Here is a 26,968-nt window from a genome sequence, read left to right as displayed (position 1 = left end):
GATTTTTATGGAGAATAAACTAAGATGAGTGATAAACAGGTTTATGACGCTTCGCGCATCCAGGTACTCGAAGGCCTGGAAGCTGTCCGAAAACGCCCAAGCATGTACATAGGGAGCACGGATGGCCGCGGGCTCCACCACCTAGTCTATGAGGTTGTAGACAATAGTATTGACGAAGCCCTTGCAGGCTTCTGTACCAGGGTCGATGTCACGATCAATCCCGATGGAAGCGTGACAGTCCTGGACAATGGGAGAGGTATTCCTGTCGATCCCCATCCATTTCACAAGAAATCGGCCCTGGAAGTCGTTATGACTGTCCTGCATGCCGGAGGAAAGTTTGATAAGAATACCTACAAAGTTTCCGGGGGACTGCATGGAGTAGGGGTTTCTGTTGTAAATGCCCTTTCGGAACTGCTGGAAGTAGAAGTTAGCAGGGACGGAAAGAAGTATTTCCAGCGCTATATCCGTGGGAAGCCTGAGACTGACGTCCAGGAAATTGGAGCTTCAGATCTTAGAGGCACAAAGACCACTTTCAAACCCGATACAAAAATCTTTGAGACTACAGATTTCCAGTACGATATTCTCTCAAACAGGCTAAGAGAGCTAGCTTTTCTGAACCGGGGCCTCACAATCAGCCTGAAGGACTTAAGAAGCCCGGAAGGACAGGCAGAAACCTTCTCCTACGACGGAGGAATCGTGGAATTCGTGGAGTACCTGAACAAGAAAAAGCAGTCTCTCCATGAAAAGCCAATCTATTTCGAGCGGCAAAGAGATGATATGGTTGTAGAAATCGCAATGCAATATACGAATAGCTATAGTGAAAACGTATACTCTTTTGCGAATAATATCAATACTCACGAGGGCGGAACCCATATCATCGGTTTCAAGACTGCCCTGACAAGGGTGGCAAACGATTATATAAAAGCCAATAAACTCTCCAAAGAAGAAGAAAAGCTGACCGGAGACGATGTAAGGGAAGGGCTTACTGCAATAATCAGTGTCAAGCTTATGGAACCCCAGTTTGAGGGGCAGACCAAGACAAGGCTTGGAAACAGCGATGTCAAAGGGATAGTCGATTCCCTCGTAACAGACGGGCTTGCGGAATACTTTGAGGAAAACCCGAAGGTTGCAAACATTATCCTCGAAAAAGCCCTTCTTGCCCAGAGAGCCAGAGAAGCTGCAAAGAAGGCAAGGGAACTTACGCGGAGAAAGAATGCACTCGAGGTCAGCACTCTCCCAGGAAAACTTGCGGACTGCTCTGAGAAGAATCCTGCAGCCTGTGAGATCTATATTGTTGAAGGAGACTCTGCAGGCGGCTCGGCAAAACAGGGCAGAGACAGGGGTTTCCAGGCAATTCTACCTCTCAGGGGTAAAATCCTGAACGTAGAAAAATCCAGGCTTGCAAAAATTCTGAAAAACAACGAGGTTGTTTCCCTGGTTACAGCCATCGGGACAGGAGTCAGCGAGGACTTTTCCCTGGAAAACGCACGCTACCACAAGGTCATTATCATGACTGATGCCGATGTAGACGGAGCGCATATCAGAACCCTTCTCCTTACGCTGTTATTCCGCTATATGCGGCCTCTTATCGATGCCGGGTATGTGTACATCGCCCAGCCGCCTCTTTACCGTGTAAAGAAAGGAAAGGCGGATTACTACGTGTATTCGGACAAAGAGCTGGACGAAAAGAAAAAGGAAATCGGAGAGAAAGGACTCGCCATCCAGCGTTACAAAGGTCTTGGAGAAATGAACCCTGAACAGCTCTGGGAAACCACTATGAACCCTGAGAGCCGGACTCTTTTGCAGGTCACTCTGGAAGATGCAATCCGCTCTGACGAGATCTTCCGTATCCTTATGGGAGACGAGGTTGAGCCGCGCAGGAACTTCATTGAAACACATGCAAAAGAAGTTGTGGACCTTGATATTTGAGGTGGCGAAAAATGGCAGAACGTGAAGACGAAAACAAATCAGAAGCAGAAATGAAAAAATCTTACCAGGCAACCCTTGTTCCGGAAGGACCGGATAAAGACACAGAAATAGAAGAAACATCCAGCCTTACATCCGGAGAACCGGATGAAGAACCCGGATCCGAGGAGCAGGAAATCGGAACTGACAGAATCCCCGGAGAACCGGATGAAGAGCCCGGGTTCGAAGAGCAGGAAACCGGAACTGATACCGCCCCCGAAGAGTCGGATGAAGAACCCGGAGAACTGGATGAAGAACCCGAAAGGACAGGAGTCACCTCCATCCTTATCGACGACGAGATGAAACGCTCATACATTAACTATGCAATGAGTGTAATCGTCGGAAGGGCTCTTCCCGATGCCCGCGACGGCTTAAAGCCTGTCCATCGCAGGATTCTTTTTTCCATGAAAGAGGCAGGGATTACGCATGAAAAGCCCTATAAGAAGTCAGCCCGCGTTGTGGGAGATGTGCTTGGTAAATACCACCCGCATGGAGATTCTGCAGTTTATGACAGTATTGTGCGTATGGTCCAGACTTTCTCACTTCGTTATCCTTTAATTGATGGGCAGGGAAACTTCGGGTCCATTGATGGGGACTCGGCTGCAGCTATGCGATACACCGAAGTCCGTATGGACAGGATTGCAGAGGAGATGCTGGCTGACATTGAGAAGGAGACTGTTCCTTTCAGGCCTAACTATGATGGGTCCATGGAAGAGCCGGAAGTCCTACCTGCAAAGCTTCCAAACCTGCTTATCAACGGGTCAACCGGAATTGCCGTTGGAATGGCAACGAATATGGCGCCCCATAACATACGTGAAGTTATTGATGGGACCCTTATGCTTATCGAAAACCCGGAAACACCGATTTCGGAGCTGATGACCGTAGTAAAGGGTCCGGACTTTCCTACAGGTGCGCATATCCTCGGGACAGCAGGCATAAGGTCTGCATATACAACAGGAAGAGGTCCTATAAAGATCAGGGCAGTTGCCGAAATTCAGGAGCTTAAAAAAGATAGGCAGCAGATTATAGTAACTGAGCTCCCTTATCAGGTGAATAAGGCAAGGCTGATTGAAAACATTGCCCAGCTCGTCAGGGATAAGGTCATTGTCGGAATTTCCGATCTCCGGGACGAGTCTGACAGGGACGGAATAAGGGTTGTAGTCGAGCTTTCAAGAGGCATAAATGCCAATGTTATCTTAAACCAGCTCTACAAGCACACTCAGATGGAGACCAGTTTCGGGGTCATCAACCTTGCCCTTGTTGACGGAAAGACTAAAGAGCTGAACCTGAAACAAATTCTGGAAATCTACCTGGAATACAGGATGGAAATCATCCAGAAGCGGACGCTTTACGACCTCAGAAAGAGCGAAGAAAGAGCCCATATCCTTGAAGGGTTAAGAATTGCCCTTGACAACATAGACGAAGTGGTTGCCCTTATCAAGGGTTCTGCAAATGGCGATGAAGCGAAGCAGGGCCTGATGGACAATTTCGCTCTTGACGAAGTTCAGTCAAAAGCTATTCTGGATATGCGCCTGCAGCGCCTCACAGGGCTTGAGACACAGAAAATCCTTGAGGAACTCGAAAGCCTTGTAAACTTTATCGCAGGACTCAGAAAGATCCTGGAAAGCGATGAGCTTAAGTACGAAATTATCAGGACTGAACTCCTTGAGCTCAGGGCAAAGTATGGGGATGCCCGCAGGACAAAGATCATACAGTACACAGGAGATGTGACTGATGAAGACCTGATCCCGGAAGAAGACGTTGTGGTCACAATTACAAACAGCGGCTACATAAAGCGCCTTCCTCTTGACACCTATACCATGCAGCGACGCGGAGGCAGAGGGATTATCGGCATGGAAATGAAGGAAGAAGACTTTGTGGAAAATCTCTTCGTTTCGTCAACCCACAATTATATTCTCTTCTTCACAAACAAGGGCAGGCTCTACTGGCAGAAAGTCTACGAAATTCCGGAAAGCTCCCGCCAGTCGAGAGGCAAAGCCATAGTAAACCTTCTTGAGCTTCAGGAAGGCGAAATGGTCAATGCTATGATTTCTGTGGAAAAGTTTGCCGAAGACAAATACCTCCTTATGACTACAAGGGCAGGTACGATCAAGAAGACCCCGCTCTCTGAGTTCAGGAACCCGAGGAAAGCCGGCATTATTGCAGTCAGCCTTGATGAAGGTGACGAGCTTGTAAAAGTTCTCCTTACCGACGGAAAACAGGAAATTGTTATAGTCTCAAAGAAAGGCAAAGCCATCCGCTTTGCTGAAGAAGATGTCCGTCCCATGGGCAGGACTGCAAGAGGCGTCCGCGGCATGACCCTTGACGGCCCCGACGACGAAGTAGTCAGCCTGGACCTGGTCGACGAAACCACAACCCTCCTGACAGTAACCGAAAACGGCTTCGGTAAAAGGACGGAATACTCCCAGTATCCTGCGCACCGCCGCGGTGGAAAAGGCGTGATTACAATCGTGACCAACATCAGGAACGGCCCGGTTTCGAACGTCAAATCCGTAGCCGAAGACGATGAGCTAATGATCACCAGCTCCGAAGGCATCATCATCCGCATCCCTGCAAAAGACATCTCCATTCAGGGTAGAAACACACAGGGAGTACGGATAATGAACATGAAAGCCGGGGATAAAGTCGTTGGCATGGCAAGGATCAAAAACGGAAAAGCCGAAGAGGAGCTGAAACTGACCGCCCTTAAAGCCAGAGAGGCAAAAGCAGCAGGATCTGAAATAGAGATCGAAGAGGACGAAGTCGAAGAGATCGAAGAACTTGAAGACATCGATGAATCCGAGGGAGAAGAAGTAGAAGAGATAGAGGCTGAGGAAGAAAACGAAGAAGAAGCCGAAGAAGAAGATGAGTACTGAATAACAGAAATGAGTGAAGGATAGTTTTCCTTCACTCGAATTTCCTGCCGGAATAACCCTATTGGGGAGGGATTTCCGGCATCTCGTCTCAGTCTTGAAGGGAAGGCGGAAGGTAGATTATTTTTTACTTATTGCGACAGCGGAGAGAGTTACTACTGAAATCCTATAAAACGATACATCTGTCATCGTTTATGATTCTCCGCAAGCTACCCTACACCCAATTTTTCTATTTGAGCATATTCATTTTCATTTTGAGATTGGAATACCCAGATCTCAACTTCAATGAATATAAATAGTATACCACTTCGATTTATATATACTATCTAGAACACACATTTCTTAATAGTAATCATTCGATATGCTTTTTTAACTAAGTACACTGAATACTTCTGCTAATGCTTTTTCAGTAACTAACCCCCATAACCCACTTTTTGAATCTATATAGTTTGCTCTGGCAATTTACAAGTTTTTGTATAATTATATGAAATTGTAATGTAAGGCTTAAAATAGAGTACAACTTATGACCGATTGTTTCTGGCTTTTGTCTCTTAGAAAATCAGCCAGTTCTCTCCGGAGTAGCAAATATGCATGAAAAGTTTCGGCGGCGGGGTTTCAGTCCAGAGGGGAGCTGGGTGGGAAACTTATTTTTGCGGGGTCGCTTTTTTTGAATCGATTTATTTGAGAACTATCTGAGGTTAATAAGCGATAATAAATATTTTTTAAGTCGGGTAGCTGAAAAAAATATATCAAACCTTCTAAGGATAGTTTCTATTTTTATTTTTGTCCATTTGAGCTAATGGAATTCATTTTAATAGGTTTCATTATAATGATTATTTTTACATCGAAACCTTTCATTATAATGAAAGGTATAAATAACCATAGAGCAAATATTTCTTCATGAAACAGCTCATGAAGATGTGGAATCCCTGGTGGACGGAGAGAGAAGTTCCTGATTCCAGGAAAAGGATTTCCAGGCCGGATACTCTTGAAAAAATCCTGAAGATTCTGGACATCAGGGAGATAGTCTGCATCACCGGAGTAAGGAGGTGCGGGAAATCGACAGTTATGTATCAGGCAATAGACCACCTGATAGGGAAAGGGGTTGCACCCGAAAATATCCTGTACTTCAACCTCGACGAGCCTTTCGAGGACAAAAATGTGGGGCTGCTCGACCGAATCTTCGACGAATATATCGAATTTCACGCCCCGAAAGGGCGAAAGTACCTTTTCCTGGATGAAATCCAGAATATAGAAAACTGGGAACAATGGGTAAAGAAATTTTACGACCTCTACGGGGAAGAGCTCAAGTTCGTGCTCACGGGTTCGAACAGCACCATGCTTTCGGACAGGCTTTCTACCCTCCTTACAGGGAGGATGATCACCCAGCATGTTTTTCCCCTTTCATTTAAGGAGTTTCTCGATTTTGCAGGATTTGAAATTAAGGACACTGACACCCAAAGAAACGAAATTCTTCACCACTTTAACAACTATATTTTCAAAGGGGGTTTTCCCGAAGTTGTCCTGGAGGAAGATGAAGATATCAACCACATGCGGCTTACTGAATATTTTAACAGCATCCTCCTCCGGGATATTATAGCCGGGAAGAAGATCAGAGAAAGCGCAAAACTGATCGAGCTTGCAAACTATTCTCTTTCAAATGTTTCGACCCTGATGAGTTATTCTAAAATCTCAAAGGTTGCAGGACTTTCTATCAACAGCCTGAAAGAGTACCTGCTCTATCTGGAACAGGCCTACCTGATATACCAGCTGCACTTCTTTTCGTATTCGGTAAAGGATTCTATCTCATCCCAAATGCCTAAAAAACTCTACTGCATAGACAACGGGCTTCGGAACGTGGCAGCTTTCACGTTTTCTGCAGATGAAGGGAGACTGGCAGAGAACCTTGTCTTTCTGGAATTGAAACGGAGAAAAGTAGAGTTCTTTTACTGGAAAGGAAAAAGAGAAGTGGATTTCGTAGTCAAAAACAGGGATGGAACCCTCAACGGAATAAATTGCACCTACACAGACCGCGTAAGGGCCGGAGAAACCAGTGCTTTGCTGGAATTCAAAGAGCAATTCGGAGAGAAAGTTTCTGAACTTATACTGCTCACAAAAAACCTGGAAAAAGAAGAAGAAGGGATCAGGTACGTTTCTCTATGGAAGATGGTTCTTGGAATTGAATAATTACAATGCCTGGATTTTTTGCTGCCTTTCCTTTCTAGAAATCCCGGCCTCCACCTTTCCATTTTTCTAAGAAAATGATTGCGAGAGCTTTTGCCGGGGCTCTGTGGACCATCGAGTTTTCGAACGGTTCGAGAGAGCTGATCGGGGGAGAACCGCCCGGGAGAAAATAAAAATGAGGTTATTTAGTCCGCTTGAGCGAACGAAGTGAGGGACACGGCAGCGCATTACAGAGCCGCAACTCTGCTGGCTCAACTCTGCTACCTCGGCCAGGCCGTTTCATTAGTAATGAGGTTCGTTGGTATTAATTATGTATCAGGACAATAACTGCAATTATGGTATCAAGACGGCTTCAGGATTCTGCGAATCGTTTATTCAGCAAAGCAACCACTTTCATTGAAAACGGAGAGTATGACAGGGCTCTTGAGAGCCTGAAAGATGTTGATAAACTCATGAAAAAAGAAAAAGACCCTGAAATTTCTTTCCACACCTTATTTTTGAAGGGGTATGCAATAAGTGAAGCTAGAGATCCTGAAGGAGCTCTGGAATTTTATGAGGAGGCCCTCAAAGTTATCGGACCTCTGTTTTCAGGAGAGCCGGGGAAAGAGAACTATCAAAAATTCATAAGCAATACGATTGAGGAAATCGGGAGTTCATTTGGCAAGCTCAATGATAAGGAAAGAGCTAAAGAGTTGCTGGAACCGATGAAAATACAGCTCGAAAGAGTTGTCCGGACATTTGAGAAACTGGTGAAATCAGACCCTGAAAATAAGGAACAGCTTTCCAGGTTTCTGGAGATTATCGGCCTTATAGGGTTATGTTATCATGCAGGGCACTTAATGGATGAGACGGTGAAGCTCTTCGATAAAAAAATAGATATTTACGAAAAACTCTTCGAGCTTGAGTCTGAAGAGACGGACCTTCTCGGCGACTTTGATGGGGACGTCGAGCTTTATGGGTATTTATTCCGGAATTCCGGATACCTGGAGGAAGCCGAAGGCAATTACCTCAGAGCAGAGGGCATTTACAGAAAAATGATTGAGAAAGACTCTGAAAATAGCCTGGCCGAATATTACCTGAGTTATACCTGCAGCTACCTTGGGAGCCTGTATTCAGGCATGGATAATTTGGAAACAGCAGAGAATTATTTCGAAGAAGCTGTGGAACTGATGGAAAATCTATGTAAAGAGTTTCCTGAGGATAATGCATATGCCATCTCCCTTGCCAACATTTATGAAGACTTCGGCACTGCGTTTTCCGAAAGCGAAGACGTCGAAAAGTCAATAGAGAATTACACAAAAGCCAGGGAAATTTACCGGGGCCTGATAATAAACCACCCTTCAGAATTTGCACGCAACAAAAAAATTGCAATGTACCTGGATGACCTGGGGGGTCGTTTTTCAGAAATAGGGGAATTAGAGGCTGCGGGGCTCTGCTATAAAGACAAACTGGATATTTTCCAGAACCTGCATGATGAAGACCCTGAAGACCTGAATCCCATAATTTATATCTCCGATACATATGATGACCTCGGAGAACTCTTTGCAGAACAGGGGGATACCGAAAAAGCAAGGAGCTACTACGAAAAAGAAATCGAAATCTACGAAAGCCTTCTGGAAAAAGAGCCCGATGATCTGGACTTTAAGACATATAAGTCTGAGATACAGGCTGCTATCGGAAAGCTCTATCTTGATGAAGACCCCAAAAAAGCACAGAAATACTTTGAGGATGCTCTGCCCGTGCTTGAAAACAATTTCGAGCTGGAACCGGAAATAGAGATACATTATTCAGGGCTCAAGACAGTCCTCAACAACTTAATTAAATTGTTCAAAAACCTGGAGGAGTATGAAAAGGCCGTTGAGATGTTCCGCAAACTGTTTGCAGTCCAGCAGCGTATGCTTGACCTTGACCCCGAAGAATGGGAACATGGGAAAGACCTTGCGACAACTTACACCAGCCTTGCACTTCTTTACTCTGAAAGAGGGGATATTGAGCAGGAAGCCCATTATCACAGGCTGGCTCTTGATATTCATGAAAAACTACTGGAAAAATCTTCTGAAGATCTGGAAGATCTTAGCAGGCATATAATTGGTCTTTATCTTCTGGGATCAACTCTCAAACTCGGGGAAGAAGCCCGAGGAAAAGAAAGCAGTATTGTCAAAGAGTACCTTGAGCTTGCTCAAAAAGCAGAGAAAAAACTTCAGGCAGTCAAACCGGAAACAATAGGAGATCAGGAATTGATTGCCGAACTCGCTGAAAAGATGGGCATCACCTTAAGAGAGAACGAAATGTATGAGGAGGCGATTGAAGAATTCGAACGTTCCCTTGCATTCCGCAAAAAATTACACGAAAAAACCCCCGAAAATCTGAATTATTTAACTGTTCTTGAAGGCACATTCCACCAGATGGGAATCACATTCTTAGCCCAAAACGATCTGGAAAAAGCAAAGGAAGCCCTCGAAGAAGCAATGAGTTTAAATGCAAAACAGCTTGAAACCGATCCCGAGGACTTTAATTACCTTGCCCGTTCCTCCATGATCCTGGAAAAATATTCTAGTGTACTTGAAAAAATGGGCAAAACTGAAGAAGCTGCTCAATACCTTGCAAAAGCCAAGGAGAGTAATGCAAAACTGGGATATAGTAATGAATAACCCTGCATAATCAGGCTTTTTCGTATACCTATACATAATTTTTTGCAGGATTTTCATAATTAAGGCCGGTTTGACAAGCAAACTTAGATAGCCTCTCCCTTTCGAGATATCAAGATTTATTTCTGATAAAAGTCAGCCAGCTTCCGTCGGAGTGAAAAATTATATGAAAATTTCCGACGGCGGGGTTTCAGTCCGGAGGGGAACCGGGCGGGGGACTTATTTTTGCAGTGTCACTTTTTTTGAATCGATTTTTGAACAGGTCGAGTACCGGTTTTTACAGTATTTTTTAATTTAAAGACGGGTTCAGGCTGAAACTGTTACTAGTACTGTGATTCCGAAGTAGGTTCTTAAAACTTGAGGTTTAGATCTGTTCAATGATCATGGATTTTCTCATTAAATAAGGAATTCACTTTGGAATCGAAGCACTAGAGATTTTTTTCCTTCGCCTTATGCTACTGACTTGAAAATTTGTTTATATAGCTTTCGTTGGCATTTTACAGGTGTTTATAAATGAATGGTAAATTGCAATGTAAGGTTTAAAAATGAAATATGATTCTTGATCGCCCGTTAATTTTTGCAGGATTTTCATAATTGAAGGCTGGTTTGAGTTTCGATGCCTCTTAAAAACAGGGCACCATACGACTGCGAAGCAGGCGGAGAAGCGCGAAAAAAAGTGTAAGTATTTAGCTAACATGCAAAATTAAAAACAAAAAATTAATCAGGTCATACGTCAAAAGGAATCGCAAACAGTAAAGGAGAAAATAAATGTCCGAAGATGCGATTCTGAGATTACAACAAACAGTACTGTTTAAGAAACTTCTTGAAAAAGAAAAATCATCGGGGGAACATGAAGTTTCAGAAAATATAATCTCAGTCATTCGTGAAATTACTCCTTTACTAGAAAGAATTCCTGAAAACATGCCTGAATTCACTCTGCATAATGCCAATCATAGCGCAAAAGTAGTAGAACTGATGGGAAATATAATACCCTCAGATACTCTTGAGAATTTAAACATTATAGAGTTGTCTATACTCATTTACGCTGCATACCTTCATGATGCAGGGATGACAGCTTCACGGGACGAAAGAGAAGAAATCATTAAAAACGATCCCGAATTTTCTAAGCTTCTTGTTTCTAATGAGGAATTAAGCCTTAAACTTGATGAAGCCAAAAAGAATGAAGATCATCGTTCAGCGACATTTATTGAAGATAAACTTTTTACTGAATTTCTCCGTAAAAAACACGTAGAACCTGCTTTCGGCAGGTAAACCTATAAATTAATATCATTAATTTTATATCTCTTTCTTGGTTATCCCATGGCAGAGAAAAACAGTAGTAGAAGAGTTGAATCCTCCTTAAAACGTACACGGTTCTTAGGTCACCTAGGTCTTATGGCTGGAGTTTTCCGAGAACTTGAAGTTGACAAACTGATCGATGAGAAACTTCCCAAAGAACGGAATCATAATGTTCCTCACTCAGTCTGCATCCTTGCCATGGTACTCAATGGTCTAGGTTTCATAGGGCAACGTCTGTACCTGTTTCCTGATTTTTTCAAAAACATTTCTACTGAAAGGCTTTTTGGAGACGGTATAACAAAAGAAGACCTGAATCAATATGCTATCGGAGAGACTCTTGACAAAATCGTAAAATATGGCCCTACAAAACTGTTTACGGAAATTACCCTTCACATTATGGCTCGTCTACCTATTCCTGTTCACTGTTTACACTCTGACACTACAAGTGTCAGCGTTTATGGTGATTATGAAGACGAAGAAACTGAGTCTATTGATATTACTTTTGGAATTCCCAAAAACGGAAGATGGGACCTCAAACAATTTGTACTGAGCTTGATTGTTAATCAGCATGGAATACCTCTTTTCATGAACACACATTCAGGAAATGCTTCCGACAAAAACACAATTCTGGATGCAATAACGTCTCTCAAATCAGTTTTAAGACCTGAAAGCAAAGTGTACTATGTCGCTGATAGTTCCTTTTACACAGACAATAATATCCAGAATATCGGAAAATCATTCTGGATCAGTCGTGTTCCTGCAACAATTTCCGAGGCAAAGGAACTGCTAACTGCAAATCTGAACCTGAAAACGCTAAAAAGTGATGAGAGGTACTCTTTTTATCAAACCTTTGTGGAATATGGCGGAGTCAAACAAAAGTGGGTTTTGCTGCTTTCTCACAAGATGAAGGAGAAGAAAGAGAAAACTCTCAGGACGAAACTTGACAAAGAGGTTGAAAAAGCAGAGAAGGCTTTTAAAAAGCTGAAAGGAGAGGACTTCTTCTGCGAAGAGGATGCATCAAAAGCTGCAGAGAAATGGATTAAAGAATTCCCTTCTATTGTTTTTGAAAAAGTTGATTTGAAATCCATTAAAAAACGTGAATCAGGTAAAAGAGGCAGACCTTCTAAAGATGAGGAATTAAAGACTTATTTCAGGATTGATGGAAGCATAAAGGTTAATGATGCTTTTGTTTTGAATGAAATGGAGAAAATGGGACTTTTCATTCTTGCGAGTAATGATATCACTCTTTCTCCGGGAGAGATGCTGAAGTATTACAAAGGACAGGACAATGTAGAAAAAGGATTCCGATTCTTGAAAAGTGATACATTTAGCATATCGAAAGTCTACCTAAAGAATAAAAGCAGAATTGAAGCACTGGCTATGACAATGGTTCTCTGCTTAATGATTTATTCAATTGCAGAATGGAAATTAAGGACAAAATTAGAGGAAGAAAATGAAACGGTTCCAGATCAAAAAGGAAAGCCAACAAAAAGACCTACGATGAGATGGATATTTGTCAATTTCCAGGGAATTACAGAACTTATTTCTCAGAAAGAAGGTGAAGTAAATTCAGAAATACTGAATATGGAGGATCTTCACTGGAAGATATTGGGTCTCATGGGAGAGAAATATGAAAATATCTATCTCTAATTACGTTAACCTGCCGAATGTAGGGTAGAACGTTCGCGCGAATTAATCAAAGAAAAATATGGGTTGGAACAAACACCCATATCATGTAAAGGAGTTCCATATTATAAATTAGTGCAAGCAGTATGTGATAGTCACGGTTTGCCTGTAAGAGATCTTTACGATACAAAACGCTGGCGTCGTGATGCTCTGGTTAGAGATCAGAATGTTAATGCGCAGTATTTATCTGTCATACTTCGTTTAGCTGACATTTTGGATCTTGATCCAGAACGTACTCCCAGATGTTTACTTGATTTTATTAATCCAAAGGATGAAACAAGCATAAAGGAGTGGAAAAAACATCTTTCGATTCTTGGCTGCAAAATCTCTCCAGAAGAAATTAGTGTAGAAGCAGAATGTGAACATCCAATTTACGAACGTGCACTCCGAGAATTTATTGACACGATAGAAACCGAACGTAAAGAAAGTGTCCTCTTAACTTCACGATATAAAGATAAATTAGCAGAAAAATATAGACTAGATCTATTAAAACCAGTTACAAAAGAGAACATTAGATCTAATGATGAATATATCTATTCTGATTTCCATTTTAAACTTGATTTTCATCGAGTTATTGATCTTTTGATGGGGGAGAGATTATATGGAGATCCTTCTTTAACACTCCGCGAACTTTTACAGAATTCTGTAGACGCTGTTCGTTATCGGGAAGCAATGGAAAAGAATGAAGGAAATTCTTTCGTTCCGTTTATAAAAGTTACTTTGAAAAACGGGGAACTTATTATTGAAGACAATGGAATTGGAATGGATGAGTATATTTTCGAGAATTACTTTTTGCAAATTGGAAAAAGTTATTACAACAGTTCAGAATGCCGGTCAAGAGGAGTAGAAATTGATCCAGTAAGTGAGTTCGGAATAGGTATCCTCTCTATTTTTATGGTAGCTTCCAACTTTAGAGTGGAAAGCAGGAGAAAACCACTTGACCCATTACATCCACCTGACCCTATAAACGTCGAAATTCCAACTGCTTATGATTACTTTATTCGAAGGCCGACCACTAGTTCACAAATTGGAACTAAAATTACTCTGTCTTTGAAACCTAATCATCCTTTTTCTCCTTCATCATTAACTAAAAAAATCTCTGAAATTGCTCCTTTTATAGAGTACCCAATAGTCATTGAGACAAGTGAGAAAATCGAGACGTATGAGCCTTATTTGCCAGGTGAGAAAATACATGATGCAAATAATATAAATGAATACTTTGAAGTTACGTTCGATGGCGAAAAAGAAGGCATTGAAGGAAAATTGCTAGTTTGTAAATCTAGATTTTCTCTCTCAAATTATAGCGTTTTTGCCCAAAGAGGATTTTCAATTCCTTACGATAAACTCTTACCTAGTAATTTATTTTATGATATTCAAGCGTCAATAAATCTTTCAGGTCATTATAAAGTATCATTGTCTCCAAATCGGTCAAATATAATAGAGGATGAAAAATATAGAAAATTAATTGATAGAATTCAATCTAAATTTTTGGACGGATTTGAGACATACCTGAAAATACTTAGAGATTCAAGTCCATCTGAAGAATATATTAAATGTGTCAATGAATTATTGGAAAATAAAATCTTGAGTTTGCATAGAGGACATTCTCAAGGATTTACTTATCGAGAAGAAGAGTTTGAAGACAACATTAAAAATCTTTTTATGAATTATGCTCCTTTATTAACGATTTCAGATAATGGACAAAGAGTATACAAAACGATGAAAAACCTGAATGCAACAAGCTTAGCAATTACTGATATCAATGACTGGCCAGAGAAAATACCTGATACAGTTATATTAAAAGAGACCAAGCGTCTTGTTGGTACAGAGGCAATTCTTTTGATGCATGAAGAAGAAGGTAAAGGGCGACGAAATATTTTTTTTGAGCATACTTTGGGAAATTTATCTGATATATATCTCACTTCCATACCAGGTGTAGTAATCAAAACTTTCAATAACAACAAAATAAGTGAAGGTACTTTTTCTATTTCTTATCGTAAGTTCACATGCCAAATGCATAGTGATTCAACGATAGAAAAAACACCACTATTTGTTCATCCACCTGATTTATTTATTATGGAGCCTGAAAAGGTCGTCTATAATGCTCATCATCCATTGTTTGCAAGACTTCTGAAAGGCAAAGAGCTAAAAGATGAAACTGCTTCAAAAGCAATGGATATATTGGCCTCCAACATTGAAAATTGTTTGTGGCATTTATATGATAAAGCGCGCTCATCTTTTTTTAAACGAAATCACGGATTAGAGGAAAGTGCTAATTTTAATTATATGCTAATTGGAATTTTGAAATATTACCCTGAAATATTTCAGGAATTCTTTGAAGCAGTTGAACAATATTGGGAAGAAGCAAAAGACTTAGGAGTCATTTCTCGTGACGAAGATTTTATTGGTTTTTCATTAAATGATCTCCCCTGGTTCTGGAATTATGAATTAAGTGACTTTGAAAATAAATTTCACCCAAAATAATTCTCCTCCAATTTCCTCTCCCTTCCCTCCTGTTCACTCGCATAAGCCTTGTATTCCCCGCTCTCCTTATCAAAAACAAACCTGTAAACCGTCCTGAAATACGCCCACCTTTCAACATAAGAATTCCTGGCATCGCTCAGCAAGACAGTTACCGAACCGTTATCTTCTGAAACCGAATAAACAGGATAATCGATTTCCTGAGGAACGGCTGTGCTGTAGAGTTCCCCGGCTCTTTCGGCGTAGGCAGATGCATCGGGAACGCCATCGGTTGCGTTAATTTTTTCGATATAATCGCTTCTTTCGGTCCCTGACCAGTAGCTCACTTCCATAAGTTTGTAATGCGTATCGTTATATGGATACGCGGCCAGGAACTTTCCGAAGGAGGAGGGATAGGTGCCCTGGTAGCTGATTTGAGCCCCTTCGGTTTCGGAAATATTGTTGACCAGGAAGAATTTTGCTACCGGCAGTATTGTGAGCCAGACCACGAGCACAACTGCAAGGGTCCTATAGAGGTTGCGCCGGTTATTGGTGACAAAAGTACAGAAGTTATTGAATTTTCCGTTCCATTTTCCCCGGCTTTTCGCATATCCTACAAGTACGATGAAGAGAGGCAGCAGGGGGAGGAGGTTTGCGAGGGGGTCGAAGAAGTAGACGGCTCCCATGATGGACGTCTCGGTGCTGAACGGGTAGAAGGGGCGCATTTTCCAGCTGGTGGCGTAATCAAGGTAGCTGTGGGAAAAAATGGCTGCAAACCCGGCGGCTGTGAACATGCGGTCTTTTGTTCTAATCCAGATGAAAAGCGTGACAAGCAGAATGAAAAGGATGGAATGCATGAACTCCCTGTGGCCCAGGAGGTAAAAGAGCTGGTTTCTGGTCTCATGGCTTACGCTGTCACTGGCGAGGGCAAAGAGGATGTATGGGATGAAATCCAGGTCAGGGAGAATTGACATAAATGCAAGGCTGCCTCGCTTCTTTCCTTTGAAGCCGAGGGCGAGAGCGATTAGAAGGCCGATTCCAAGGTGGGAGAGCGTGTTTACCATTTGTTTTATTCCCGAATTAGCTTTTATTTACTTTTGATAAAACATGAACGTTCTGGTGAATAGCCTGGATAAATTTCCCTAAAAATATCTTATAGTTTGCATCTTTTACCTTTAAATAGATGTGATGTATAACTATATTCTGCATTTAAAATTGCCATATGGCGGTTTAATATGTATTTGAAGAAATAAAACAGCAGAGTATTTTGAGACAGATTTATTTCAAAAATAGATTTCTGTTAATGCAGTTAAGGGGAAAATTGGTTAGCAGGATTTGTAAATGGAATTTCTTAAGCTGGAAATAACTTTCTTGAACTGGAAAGTACAGGCCCACGTTCCATAATGAATTTTGTGAAACCAATTGATTACAAGAGGGTAGGATAATATGGCTAAAGAATTGTACAAATTACCACCATTGAAATATGGATACGCAGACCTTGCACCTTATATTTCCGAAGAACAGCTGCGCACACACCATGATAAGCACCATCAGGCTTATGTGAGTAATGCGAACTCGCTTCTGGAAATGATGGATAAAGCCAGGAAAGAAGGTACGGATTTTGATTATAAGGCAACTGCAAAAGCTCTGACCTTCAATATTGGTGGGCACGTCCTTCATGATTATTTCTGGTGGGAGATGACTCCTGAGAGCAATGCCAGCAAAGAGCCTGTCGGCGAATTAGCTGATGTGATCAAAGAAGATTTCGGAAATTTTGAAAGGTTTAAAAAGGAATTTACGCAGACTGCATCAAGTGTAGAAGGTTCCGGTTGGGTGGCATTAACTTACTGCGCTGACACCAAGAGGCTTGGGCTCATGCAGATAGAAAAGCATAATGTAAACCTGATTCCGGATTATCCGATTCTGATGGTTCTGGACATGTGGGAACATGCTTACTATATCGATTACAAAAATGAAAAGGCTAAATTCATAGACGCATTCTGGAACATAATCAACTGGGAAGAAATCGACAAGTACTTCAAGAAGACTCAGAAATAATCGGAAAGCTATTTTTAAATATAATTATTATTCCGATTCTGTTTTTTATTCCTATTACATTTTTTTTATTTTAATAAAAAGTAATCGGGGATAGATTATTTGGCATGAAAGTACCGCAGCTTGAAAAGTACTTTCATCTTTTTGTGCCTGTTATTCGAAGAATTTCATTTGCGTTTTTTTTGAATAGTTTTTGTTTAATTGGATTAAACTTCCATCTTATTAAAGGCAAAAAATCTGTTTTAAAGGACAATTTTATTTCAATAAAGTTCCTTTTATTTTAATAATACCTACCTGCTCCTCGAATCACTCAAAATAGTTCTTATCGAGCTTCTTTTCTGCTCTACCGTAGTGGCTCTCATATACCTCATATTCTCCGCTCTCCCTGTCAAATACGAACCTGTAAACCGTATCGAAATAAGGCCAGTTTTTAACATATGGATTTCTGGCATCGCTCAAAATTACGGTTACATACCCATCCTTTTCAGAAATCGAATAAACAGGGTAATCGATCGCTTGAGGCACCGAGTTACTGTAGAGTTTCCCGGCTTTTTCGGCATAAGTAGAGGCTTCCGGGACATCCCCGGCTACGGTTACCTTTTCGACATAAAAGCTTTTCTCAACTCCTGACCAGTAGCTGACTTCGAGGAGTTTATACTGGGAATCGCTGAAGGAATATGTTGCAAGGAATTTGCCGATGGATATAGGGTAGGTGTCGTTGTAACTTATCTCGGTCCCTTCTGCTCTGGAGATGCGGTCTACCAGGAAGACTTTTGCAACAGGGAACATTGTGGTCCAGATAAGGAGAACTATAATAAAGGAGGCATAGAATTTGCCTTCGTTCCTGTTTACGAAACTATGGAACCCGTTTAGTCCGCTTAATTTTCTATTCAATATATCTCTGCTTCTAATGCTCCATCTGTCTTTGAATTCTAGATTCCATTTGTTTTTGCTTTTAATATTCCAGTTATCCTTGTTCTTAACGTTCCAGCTGCTCTTGATTTTAGTGTTCCAGCTACCCTTGTTTTTAGTATTCCACTGTCCTCTGTTTTTCATATACTCAGCAGCCACGATGAAGAGAGGCAGCAGAGGAAGGACATTTAGCACCGGGTCGAAAGGATATATAGCCCTGAGGGCAGACTCGTTTGTGCTGAACGGATAGAAGGGCCGCATTTTCGCACTTGTAGTGTAGTCCAGGAAGATGTGCAGGAAAACAGCCAGAAACCCTCCGAATGTGAAAGCCCTGTCTTTGGTTTTAAGCCAGATGAGCAATGCGACCATAAAAGCGAAAAAAACCGAATGTGTAAACTCCCTGTGGCCCAGCAAAAAGAAAAGCTGGGTTCGAGCCTCGTGGCTTACTCCGCCGCTGATGAGCGTAAATAGCGAATAGCCGAGGTAGTCAAGGTCAGGAATTACAGAAAGGAGAACCAGACCAAGCCTCTTCCTTCCTTTAAGACCCAGGACATGGGCAAGAAGCAGACCAATTCCAATATGGGAAAGTGTATTTACCATAAATCTACCATGAATTTAAGTTCTGTGGCATTAATAGTATGTTATTAAGGTGTGCATTAACAGATGTTATTGAGATGTGTTTTTGCTGAATGAGGTGTAAGAAAACCACAATTTGGGAATGGATCCGGATAAGGAAGTTTTAATGCTATGATAACTTTGCCCTTATATCTATTTTCTATTATATAAACAAATGGATAATTACCCTATATATCAGAGAAAAAGACAAAACAGACTCAGAACTTATTAAGACTTATAACCTGTTTATACGGCTCTTCCTCAGGATTAAGGAGTCACCCAAATAGATCACCTGAAAAAATTCTCTGAAAAAATTTTCTGAAAAAATCCTCTGAAAAAGAATCACCCAAACCAGTTTTCACCAAGCTTCTCTTCTCTCCCTCCCTGGACACTTGCATAAACATGATACTCTCCACTATCCTTATCAAAAATAAAGTTGTAAACTGATTTAAAATAAGCCCAGTTTTCAGCATATGGGTTTCTTGCATCAGTCAGGGTCACTATTACAGAATCATTGTCTTCAGAAACCACATAAACCGGATAATCGATTTCCTGCGGAACGCCAGCACTATAGAGCTTCTCAGCTCTTTCAATATAGGCAGGAGCATCAGGGATGTCTCCATTTACTGAAATTTTTTCAACGTACCCACTCCTTTCGGTTCCTGAAAGGTAGCTGACTTTCAGGACTTTATAATGGGTGGAGTTAAGCGAGTATGCAGTCAGGAACCTGCTCATTGATTCGGGATAAGTATTCTGGTAACTTATCTGAGCTTCTTCTACCCCTGATATATGGTTGATCAAAAGGGCTTTTGAAACCGGCATAAAAATAATCCAGACAAGGAGCACAAGGATAAGAGAAGCGTAGAGTTTATCATCACTCCTTTTCACAAAACTGCAAAAGTTATTGAATTTACCATTTATTATTCCCCTTTTCTTCAAACCTCTCAAAATTATAATGGAGAGGGGCAGAAGTGGAAGCAAATTTAGCAGGGGATCATAGAAATAAGCTGCTCCCATTATGGATGCATCTGTACTGAACGGATAGAAAGGTCGCATTTTCCAGGTTGTAATATAATCCAGGTAAACATGGGATAAAATGGCCTGAAACCCTCCAAAAGTAAGAATCCAGTCTTTGCTTTTTAACCAGATTAAAAGCATAACCAGAAAAATGAACAGGATTGAATGCATAAACTCCCTGTGCCCGAACAGATAGAAAAGCTGGATTCTGGTCTCATGAGTCAGGCTGCTGCTAACAGATATAAACACCGAGTATGGAATAAAGTCCAGATCAGGAAGTATGGAAAGAAAAGCCACAATATTTACTTTCCTTCCTTTCAGGCCTAAAGCCAGGGCAATGAGAAAACCTATTCCCAGGTGAGAAAGTGTGTTTACCATGAGTCTTTATTCCTGGCAAAAGCATTTTTGATTAATTATAATAATTAAATCTATATTAAAGCTATATTAAAGCTATATTCCTTTTTTGAAAAATCGTATTCGGGAGTTACAAAGTTATTTTTACTTCCGGTAATAATGAAAAAATAAAAATAGCATATTAAAAGAGAAATCCTGGAGATAGGCAAAATATAAATCTCTATTTTGATAGAAATAGAATGAATTATTATTTTATAAAAATAAAATGAATTGATGGGGTAAATAATGTCTCTCAGGTCACTCAGATGAATTATCCAGTGTCCTGTAATTCAGCGTCCTGTCAAAGAAATCCACCATCTCCTCATATGCGTCCTGTGCAACGAAGCTTTCAGAAAGCTCTCCTTCTTCGATCATGAAGCCGTGAGGTTCCCCCTGGTAAACTTTCAGTTCAAAATATTTGTCAACTGCATCCAGTTCGCCTGCGTATTTGTAGATATCTGAGATACTGCTCGGCTCATCCCGTGTGCCGTGGATGACAAGAATCGGGTCTTCCATCTGGTCTATCAGATTTGCCGGCTCGTCCGGCTGGGTATCAGTCCCGCCTGAGTAAGGAAAACCATACCAGGCAACCCCAGATTCGAACTCCTCAATCTGGGGCAGGAAGAGCATAGTATACCTGCCGCCTGCACAAAAACCGGTAAGCCCCAGTTTTTCCGGATCAACATCATCCCTGTTTTCCAGGTAAGTTACGCTGTTTCTGACAAGGGCTTCTACCTCTGAATCAGGAGGTGAGCGGGAATAGGTCTGCCACTGAGGAGCAACCACGACAAATCCGTCACCTGCCATCCTGTCCACCATATCACGGTAGCCTGGCTCAAGGCCGTTAAAGGAATGAAGCAGCACCACAGCCGAATAATTCCCCTCTGCAGCCGGAGCAGCAGTATATGCCGGATAGTCCTGCTCTTCGCTTGTGATGTTAACTGTGAGAGTCCGAATCTGACCTGGATCCTCTGCAGTCTCAGAGTTCACAGTCCTGGACTCGGAAGCAAGAGCATTGCCCCCAATTTCAATTCCGTCACCTCCATCAGCCTCCGGCCCATCCGGGATTGGTTCCGGATCAATGGGTTCTTCTGGCACTTCATCTGAGTCCGAAGACTCCACACAGCCTGTAGCTCCAAGAAAACTTGCAAGAAACAAAAACACTATTAGTAGTTTAGTTCGATTCATGTAACCCCCTCATATTAACCTTACAACCGGAGAATGTCATGCTCTCATGATTATCATAAATTCCAGAACATTACATTCCCCGTTCGTACTATAATTACATGCAATTTATTAATCATAATATAAGTATGTACCATTTGTATTCGGTTAAGGATTTTGAGCTGCGGATCTCGATTTCGACGGAAAAACTCAAACCCAAATGTTTAGTGTTTAAATTGAAATCGATATCAGATTCCAGTTTTGCATTTGATGAATAATTTAACAAATTTTATGAAAATCAATGCAAGTGATAACGATTTTTCCTTAACCGATGACCAATGAAGTATGTACCAATTATATATCAAAGAGTATAAAACTTGGAAGAGTAAATTCCCTCAAAAAAGGTAAATTTGAAAATTTTTAACCGAAAACTTTTAACCGAAAACTTTTAACCGAAAGCCTGTAGCCCTTATCCATTGATTGAGTTCATTCAGAATAACAGGAAACTCATCTTTTGACTCTTCCTTTTTTGTCGGATAGGTTGCAGCCAACCATCTCGAAATCAATATTGCTTCTCTTAATCCATATTCTTAGTTATCAATCGAATTTCTTATCATAATAAATAGTTCTCTAAAGCGTTACTGATTTAAGAATAAAATTAGGTTTGGGATGAATTCACAATTAAAGAGAAGCTTGATGCTAAGAAATGCCCACTTTTCCTTAAAAGCATTTTTCCTGACTTCAGGGACTGCTTTTAATCTAAAATTATAAAGTGCCTTCGCCAGCCTGTCGGCCCCACCAGTCAAAAGGATACAAGAAAACGAAAAAGAACTGACCGGACAGCATTTGGTTCTGTTTTTTTTGTACAGCTGCGCGTTTTCCCCGCTTTATTTTCTGTGTCTGGTATGGTGAATATGGTTATACTGATCAGAATATCATATTTAATCCTCTTGAATGAAGTTCAATGCTATAAACCATAAATTAGTCCTCTTGAGCGGAGCAAAGCGCAGCGAAAAGGACCGCGTACTCCCGAGGCGCAATTCGGGCGAGACGCAATTCGGGCAAGCCAGCAATTATTTCTTTTTGACCCCAAAAAGGACTCAGTACCAAAATCTAGTGATGAACGTAAAATTGAAAACCACTAGATTTTATATATTGACTATATTACTTTGAATACATTCTCTTGATTGAAGTCTTTAGATACCGAATATCTATTTTGATTGAGAAACGAACTCTTCCTTCAAACTCAGTATTTTCAATAAAAAAACGCAAAAATCACTAGATTTTGGACCAGAGTCCCCAAAAAGCGCCAGTTAATAAAAAGATGGACTGCCTGAAAAAGGAAAAAAACAAATAAAGGAAGCTCTGAAATCCTGTTTCTCCATTTCTGCCATTTGAACAAATTAAACTTCAATAATTCTTCTGATTACTGTCCTTTCAGAGCGATAAACTTCGAATCTGGCAACAGTGCCTATATTAAGGATATTGAAATCCTCTCTGTTCACTTTGTACTCTCGAACCGAATCTTCAGTACATAGCCTCATGTGAACGATGTACTCAATCTCAGGGTACGTTTTTTTAAGCTCGGTTTCAGTTATCTCACTGATCTGGAGATTTTCGGAATCTTCAGGAAGGAGTAGCCTGAGAGAATCGTTTTCAGCCAGGATCCCTTCGATATCACTCTGGAATATTACAACCTTTTGATCCCCACTGACCCCAATAACTTCTTTCTGGAGAACAAAGCCAACACCTACTACAGGAGACAGAAACCCTTTCATGGAGATGAAAAGAATGGTGGCAAGGAAAATGATAACTGCTCGTTTCTTGCGGGTGTCATCTATCTGGTTCAACATAAAATAATTAGCCTCATTTTTCGTAAGTGGATCGCTTCAGGAAGGAAATTTCTATTATCGGAGAGGATTTCTATTAGATTCAGAGATGACGAAATTAAAGCAACCGATAATTTGCTGTCACAATAATAAATAGCTTTTCAAGTTTTAAGAATCTGACAAAACAGAGCAGCTGTTCATGTGATGGAAACGTACTGCATGAACAGTCAGGCAGGCGCTTTCGGATAATCTGCAGGGAATGTGAAGAAAGATACTCTGAAGGAAAGTTTTCAGTCTGTAGCTTTAAGTTTGAGCTTCCGGTTTCCATCTATTTAGAAAGCAACATTTAAATAATTCAATATAAAATCAACAGAGGCTTTTACGGTCGAGGAGCTTTTGAGTACAGTGAAGATTTTTTTTCTGAGTACGTGGGCAGTTTCCGGGTGCTGTAAGCTTCTACAATTCATATTACGCGTATTTATCAGGAGTTATGTCCTTTGTTCCAGACCGAACCTATACTTTACCTACAGTCCCTTGGAACCGAATGGTTTACTTTCCTCATGGTTTTGATAACCTCAATGGGGTCTCCCGCCTTTTTTGCCGGCATAATAATTATCACTGCTTTCGGGATTGATTTTAAGAAAGGTTTTCTTCTTTTCCAGCTGTTGCTCTGGACTGCCCTGATTACCGAAGTTTTTAAGGTAATGATTGCCTTCCCAAGGCCGGATTTTGTAGATCGCAGGGTAATTAACCTGGAAGATGGAATAAAAAACACCACTCCTTTTAATGGAAATGGGGAAGCAGGCTTTTTCAAACCTCCTGACAGGGAGATCCTTGACGCTTTCCGCCTTCAAAATGTATTTCCCGATTCTCCCTTCGGGCTCCCTTCAGGGCATGTTGCACTTACCACTGCGCTCTGGGGAGGGACCTCCAGCATCTTCAACAGCAGAACGATCAGCAGGCTGGCTCCTGCAGTAGTTTTGCTCATAGCTTTTTCAAGGATATACCTGGGGAGGCATTTTTTGGGAGACGTGCTGGGAGGAGCTGCCCTGGGTTTAATTATTCTTATTATTTTTACGCGCTTCCTTAAAAGCCCGTTAAAAGATGATTTTTTCAAAAAAGAGAATTTTGAACCTGTTTTCAGGCAGAAGAATCTATTTTTTTACTCAATCATGTTCCTGATCCCTTTCCTTCTTACAGCCCTGTACCTTATAAGTGGCGAAGTAGCAGGATATTTCCTTGGCACGAACGCAGCATATCTTCTCATAATGCATAAAGGGCTTCCGGAAGATACCGGAGATACGTGGCAGCGAGCTACCAGGGTATTTATTGCTCTCATGTTGTTTGGGGTATCTGCCCTGGTTCTTGATACAGGATTTGACACAACCAACACTGCCAGTTACCTTGGAGTTACATTTATAGAGTTCTTAAAGAGCTTCATTCCTGCATTTACTATATGGATTTCTGTAAGTATCTGTATGAAACTTAACCTGTACGGAAGAGATGGGGTAAAAGAATACGCGAAATAAACAAGAATCCTGGATAAATTGGGTAAAATCTTCAATTTTTTGAAGATTTCTACCATTTAACAAGGCAATATGGTTCTGAGTTTTATTCCCTATGCTTCAGCCCATACGCTACTGCCATGCCCGTGATTGCAAACCATAATTCAAAAGCTGGAGACGATTCTGTATCACTTTCTTCGTTCTTAGTTTTAGGCTCTCCAGTTTCTAAAACTCTTTCTTCATTTTCGTTTATTTCTTCATCGGCTCCATCTAATTCATTTTTATCCAGAGCCGGTTCATCAGTTTCGAATACATCTGCTGCACTCTTCTCTCCTTCGGATACAAGGTCTATTACGATTTCATGTCCCGAGAACTGTGGGATATACACCGCGAGTGAAACTGTCCCGTCTTCCTCCAGCCTGTAGCAAAGCGATTTGTTTCCGCTTTCAAAGAGTTCATCAATATTGTCAGCTTCTTCAATTATTGAACCGTCATATCTGATCCTCAGGAGTTCGGGATTGGTGAGATTGATGGTTTCGTTATCCACATTTATGTTAATGACTCTTCCATCCGGAATCTCTGATTCAACACAGAGCACAATACGGTCTCGGTCCCTGTCCCTTACCTTCAGGTTAACAGGAGCATAATTTGTAACGGAAACCTGGTCCGAACCTGCACAGAAAGCTATCTCAGCTCCGAAATTTCCGGTTGCTATTTCCCTGTTAAGCACCTGATTCATGTAAGCATAATCATGACTGTATCTGTATCCGGTTTGCATCAATGAAGGCTGCATGGGACTTGCCCTGAACATTACCACACTATCTTCTATAAGATTGACTGTGATCTCGTCACCCTTAACCTCTGCATCAGTCCCGTTGATAGATCCGTCGGGGTTCTCGGCACAGGGATTCCTGAAAAACACCAGATATCCCTCAAAATTGTTTGCGATAACTTTTATGGGAGCTAGACTCTCAAGCTCACTGGAAATATCCTTTTCCAGGCTTGCTTTTACCCCATCTGCTAGGTTAAAAGTGACGGTTTTATTTGCAAAAGCCCTGACCTGGAGAATTCCCATCGGGGAATCCTGAATAAGGATCTGGCTGTCAATATCCTGGTAAAACACTGTTGTTTCCGTAATCTGTTCGTCAAGGTACTCAAAATCCGAAACCTCAACAGAGTCAAAGAGAAGGTTTCCTCCTACAGCGAAATTTTCTATTTTCCCGCTTTCGTTGAAGTTGAAGGTAGTAAAGTTTCCGCAGGCAAAGCTCCCCTGCCGCATGAAAAACATTCCCCTGCCTCTACCGGCTCGCATTACCTGAATGGCCTGCTGACGCATCAAGAGTTTTTCCCTCGAATTCAGGGACATATTCCCCTTCTGCATGTTCATTGCCATGTAACTGGCAAGTTCCTGTCCTGAGACACCATACAGCTCTTCAATCTCCAGAACTGTGAGCTGCGTGTTCATATCTTCCGGAAGTTCGAGGTCAGAGAGGGCATCCTCAACCGGGACTCCGAAATTATCTGATACTTCTTTAAAGGACATCGAACCAAAACCATTAAATCTGCTGTCATATTGCGCAAAACCGTAACCCTGCATCATTCCAGAACCTATCCCCGCACCTGACCCGCCCTGTTCCATCTGTGCATGTGTTGGCAACGCGGTAAGTACAGTAAACAAAAAAGCACATATCAATAATACCTTCATACGTCTAATCCCCATCTTCTGACTCCCCCGAAGTAAATAAACAGTAAATCTCTGAAATCCAGAACCATCCCGGAAAAAATGCTCTATATTGAATGGTTCTGCATGCCTTATAATTATTTTTTTCATACAGCTTTTTGTATACTTATCTGAGGAAAAGGAGTTATTGAGAGAAGCATACACCTTCTAAAAGAGATCTTTGCATCCTGTCTCTCGGGTAATTTACAAAAACTTTATATTGGAGAACTGAGCGTTGAAGATTCGGATTTAATCTCATTTCCTGTACTTTATCTCAAGAATTATGTGCTGTATTATATAATAATACATGTAATATATTGAACTAAATTATATAATCACTTAGGAAGATTAAATCATATGATTTCGAGATAGCCAGATCAAACTGGGAAATTTATTTATAAATATATTTTAAGAAAATACTGTAAATTGGCTACTTAAGGCTTCAAAGTACAGCTGATGTTAAAAAGGCCAGATAAACAGGACAGTTAATACCAATGTTGATGCTCAGTATAAAAGATAACAAATTTTAAATCATTTTAAGTTAATTTAATCTGTGCTCTATAATTAAGGAATAGCTTAAATAATGCTTTTAACTATTGAGCGTATTCACAATTCACTGGAGAAACAGCAAACTGAAAATCGC

16 protein-coding genes and 1 pseudogene are annotated in these 26,968 nt (G+C 41.1%); 10 read left to right on the top strand and 7 right to left on the bottom strand.

Annotated elements, in window-relative coordinates; all coding sequences use genetic code 11:
• Window positions 1-24 precede the first annotated feature (24 nt).
• The 8 genes and pseudogenes from gyrB to ACZ5A8_RS08120 all read left to right on the top strand — a co-directional run bounded on the left by gyrB (window position 25) and on the right by ACZ5A8_RS08120 (window position 15,139).
• Window positions 25-1,929 carry a DNA topoisomerase (ATP-hydrolyzing) subunit B gene (gene gyrB / locus ACZ5A8_RS08155; RefSeq protein ID WP_464533262.1) on the top strand — a complete coding sequence of 635 codons (1,905 nt, stop codon included), beginning with the start codon at window positions 25-27 and terminating at the stop codon, window positions 1,927-1,929.
• A gap of 11 nt (window positions 1,930-1,940) precedes the next feature.
• Entirely contained in the window at window positions 1,941-4,841 is a 2,901-nt protein-coding gene (gene gyrA, locus ACZ5A8_RS08150; RefSeq protein ID WP_464533260.1) for a DNA gyrase subunit A, read from the top strand.
• 897 nt (window positions 4,842-5,738) lie between these two features.
• Window positions 5,739-7,025, top strand: a complete 1,287-nt coding sequence (locus ACZ5A8_RS08145) for an ATP-binding protein (RefSeq protein WP_464533258.1) — start codon at window positions 5,739-5,741, stop codon at window positions 7,023-7,025.
• A 332-nt stretch (window positions 7,026-7,357) separates the two neighbouring features.
• The gene (locus tag ACZ5A8_RS08140; RefSeq protein WP_464533256.1) at window positions 7,358-9,673 is read left to right on the top strand and encodes a tetratricopeptide repeat protein; all 2,316 of its coding nucleotides are present in this window, start codon (window positions 7,358-7,360) and stop codon (window positions 9,671-9,673) included.
• A 765-nt stretch (window positions 9,674-10,438) separates the two neighbouring features.
• Entirely contained in the window at window positions 10,439-10,942 is a 504-nt protein-coding gene (locus tag ACZ5A8_RS08135; protein WP_464533254.1) for an HD domain-containing protein, read from the top strand.
• Window positions 10,943-10,990: 48 nt separating this feature from the next.
• A complete protein-coding gene (locus ACZ5A8_RS08130; protein WP_464529695.1) occupies window positions 10,991-12,619 on the top strand; it encodes an IS1634 family transposase in 1,629 nt (542 codons plus the stop codon).
• Window positions 12,620-12,658: 39 nt separating this feature from the next.
• A pseudogene (locus ACZ5A8_RS08125) lies at window positions 12,659-13,060 on the top strand (HD domain-containing protein); the annotation flags it as partial.
• A 180-nt stretch (window positions 13,061-13,240) separates the two neighbouring features.
• Window positions 13,241-15,139, top strand: coding sequence for an ATP-binding protein (locus ACZ5A8_RS08120; RefSeq protein WP_464534058.1), 1,899 nt, complete (start codon window positions 13,241-13,243; stop codon window positions 15,137-15,139).
• Here ACZ5A8_RS08120 and ACZ5A8_RS08115 read toward each other — a convergent pair.
• A complete protein-coding gene (locus ACZ5A8_RS08115; protein WP_464533252.1) occupies window positions 15,127-16,179 on the bottom strand; it encodes a metal-dependent hydrolase in 1,053 nt (350 codons plus the stop codon). The genes ACZ5A8_RS08120 and ACZ5A8_RS08115 overlap by 13 nt on opposite strands.
• Window positions 16,180-16,561: 382 nt before the next feature.
• Between ACZ5A8_RS08115 and ACZ5A8_RS08110 the strand changes: the two genes are divergently transcribed.
• Complete coding sequence (locus ACZ5A8_RS08110; RefSeq protein WP_464533250.1) at window positions 16,562-17,173, top strand: superoxide dismutase; 612 nt, start codon at window positions 16,562-16,564, stop codon at window positions 17,171-17,173.
• Between the two features lie 303 nt (window positions 17,174-17,476).
• Here the strand turns inward: ACZ5A8_RS08110 and ACZ5A8_RS08105 are convergent, their stop codons facing one another.
• The 5 genes from ACZ5A8_RS08105 to ACZ5A8_RS08085 form a co-directional block, all read right to left on the bottom strand.
• A complete protein-coding gene (locus ACZ5A8_RS08105) occupies window positions 17,477-18,682 on the bottom strand; it encodes a metal-dependent hydrolase (protein WP_464533248.1) in 1,206 nt (401 codons plus the stop codon).
• Window positions 18,683-19,039: 357 nt separating this feature from the next.
• On the bottom strand, window positions 19,040-20,092 hold the full coding sequence (locus ACZ5A8_RS08100; protein WP_464533247.1) for a metal-dependent hydrolase: 1,053 nt from the start codon (window positions 20,090-20,092) through the stop codon (window positions 19,040-19,042).
• Window positions 20,093-20,365: 273 nt separating this feature from the next.
• The gene (locus ACZ5A8_RS08095) at window positions 20,366-21,295 is read right to left on the bottom strand and encodes a dienelactone hydrolase family protein (protein WP_464533245.1); all 930 of its coding nucleotides are present in this window, start codon (window positions 21,293-21,295) and stop codon (window positions 20,366-20,368) included.
• Between the two features lie 410 nt (window positions 21,296-21,705).
• Window positions 21,706-21,837 carry a hypothetical protein gene (locus ACZ5A8_RS08090; protein ID WP_464533243.1) on the bottom strand — a complete coding sequence of 44 codons (132 nt, stop codon included), beginning with the start codon at window positions 21,835-21,837 and terminating at the stop codon, window positions 21,706-21,708.
• An 837-nt stretch (window positions 21,838-22,674) separates the two neighbouring features.
• Window positions 22,675-23,124, bottom strand: a complete 450-nt coding sequence (locus ACZ5A8_RS08085; RefSeq protein WP_464533242.1) for a hypothetical protein — start codon at window positions 23,122-23,124, stop codon at window positions 22,675-22,677.
• Between the two features lie 473 nt (window positions 23,125-23,597).
• Here ACZ5A8_RS08085 and ACZ5A8_RS08080 point away from each other — a divergent pair, with 473 nt between their 5' ends.
• Complete coding sequence (locus ACZ5A8_RS08080; RefSeq protein ID WP_464533240.1) at window positions 23,598-24,629, top strand: phosphatase PAP2 family protein; 1,032 nt, start codon at window positions 23,598-23,600, stop codon at window positions 24,627-24,629.
• A gap of 82 nt (window positions 24,630-24,711) precedes the next feature.
• Here ACZ5A8_RS08080 and ACZ5A8_RS08075 read toward each other — a convergent pair whose 3' ends face one another.
• A complete protein-coding gene (locus ACZ5A8_RS08075; protein ID WP_464533239.1) occupies window positions 24,712-26,325 on the bottom strand; it encodes an MAST domain-containing protein in 1,614 nt (537 codons plus the stop codon).
• Window positions 26,326-26,968: the final 643 nt, after the last annotated feature.

The sequence above is a fragment of the Methanosarcina subterranea genome (genome assembly GCF_055385895.1).
Note: the sequence above shows the minus strand (reverse complement) of the source record. Positions and strands in the feature narration are given on the sequence as shown.

Bases quoted from the DNA above. Each gene is read 5' to 3' on its own strand.
- ACZ5A8_RS08115 (WP_464533252.1), bottom strand. From the start codon at position 16,179: ATGGTAAACACGCTCTCCCACCTTGGAATCGGCCTTCTAATCGCTCTC.
- ACZ5A8_RS08140 (WP_464533256.1), top strand. From the start codon at position 7,358: ATGGTATCAAGACGGCTTCAGGATTCTGCGAATCGTTTATTCAGCAAA.
- ACZ5A8_RS08145 (WP_464533258.1), top strand. From the start codon at position 5,739: ATGAAACAGCTCATGAAGATGTGGAATCCCTGGTGGACGGAGAGAGAA.
- ACZ5A8_RS08085 (WP_464533242.1), bottom strand. From the start codon at position 23,124: ATGTTGAACCAGATAGATGACACCCGCAAGAAACGAGCAGTTATCATT.
- ACZ5A8_RS08110 (WP_464533250.1), top strand. From the start codon at position 16,562: ATGGCTAAAGAATTGTACAAATTACCACCATTGAAATATGGATACGCA.
- ACZ5A8_RS08095 (WP_464533245.1), bottom strand. From the start codon at position 21,295: ATGAATCGAACTAAACTACTAATAGTGTTTTTGTTTCTTGCAAGTTTT.
- ACZ5A8_RS08135 (WP_464533254.1), top strand. From the start codon at position 10,439: ATGTCCGAAGATGCGATTCTGAGATTACAACAAACAGTACTGTTTAAG.
- ACZ5A8_RS08100 (WP_464533247.1), bottom strand. From the start codon at position 20,092: ATGGTAAACACACTTTCTCACCTGGGAATAGGTTTTCTCATTGCCCTG.
- ACZ5A8_RS08105 (WP_464533248.1), bottom strand. From the start codon at position 18,682: ATGGTAAATACACTTTCCCATATTGGAATTGGTCTGCTTCTTGCCCAT.
- ACZ5A8_RS08120 (WP_464534058.1), top strand. From the start codon at position 13,241: ATGGGGGAGAGATTATATGGAGATCCTTCTTTAACACTCCGCGAACTT.
- ACZ5A8_RS08075 (WP_464533239.1), bottom strand. From the start codon at position 26,325: ATGGGGATTAGACGTATGAAGGTATTATTGATATGTGCTTTTTTGTTT.
- ACZ5A8_RS08130 (WP_464529695.1), top strand. From the start codon at position 10,991: ATGGCAGAGAAAAACAGTAGTAGAAGAGTTGAATCCTCCTTAAAACGT.
- gyrB (WP_464533262.1), top strand. From the start codon at position 25: ATGAGTGATAAACAGGTTTATGACGCTTCGCGCATCCAGGTACTCGAA.
- gyrA (WP_464533260.1), top strand. From the start codon at position 1,941: ATGGCAGAACGTGAAGACGAAAACAAATCAGAAGCAGAAATGAAAAAA.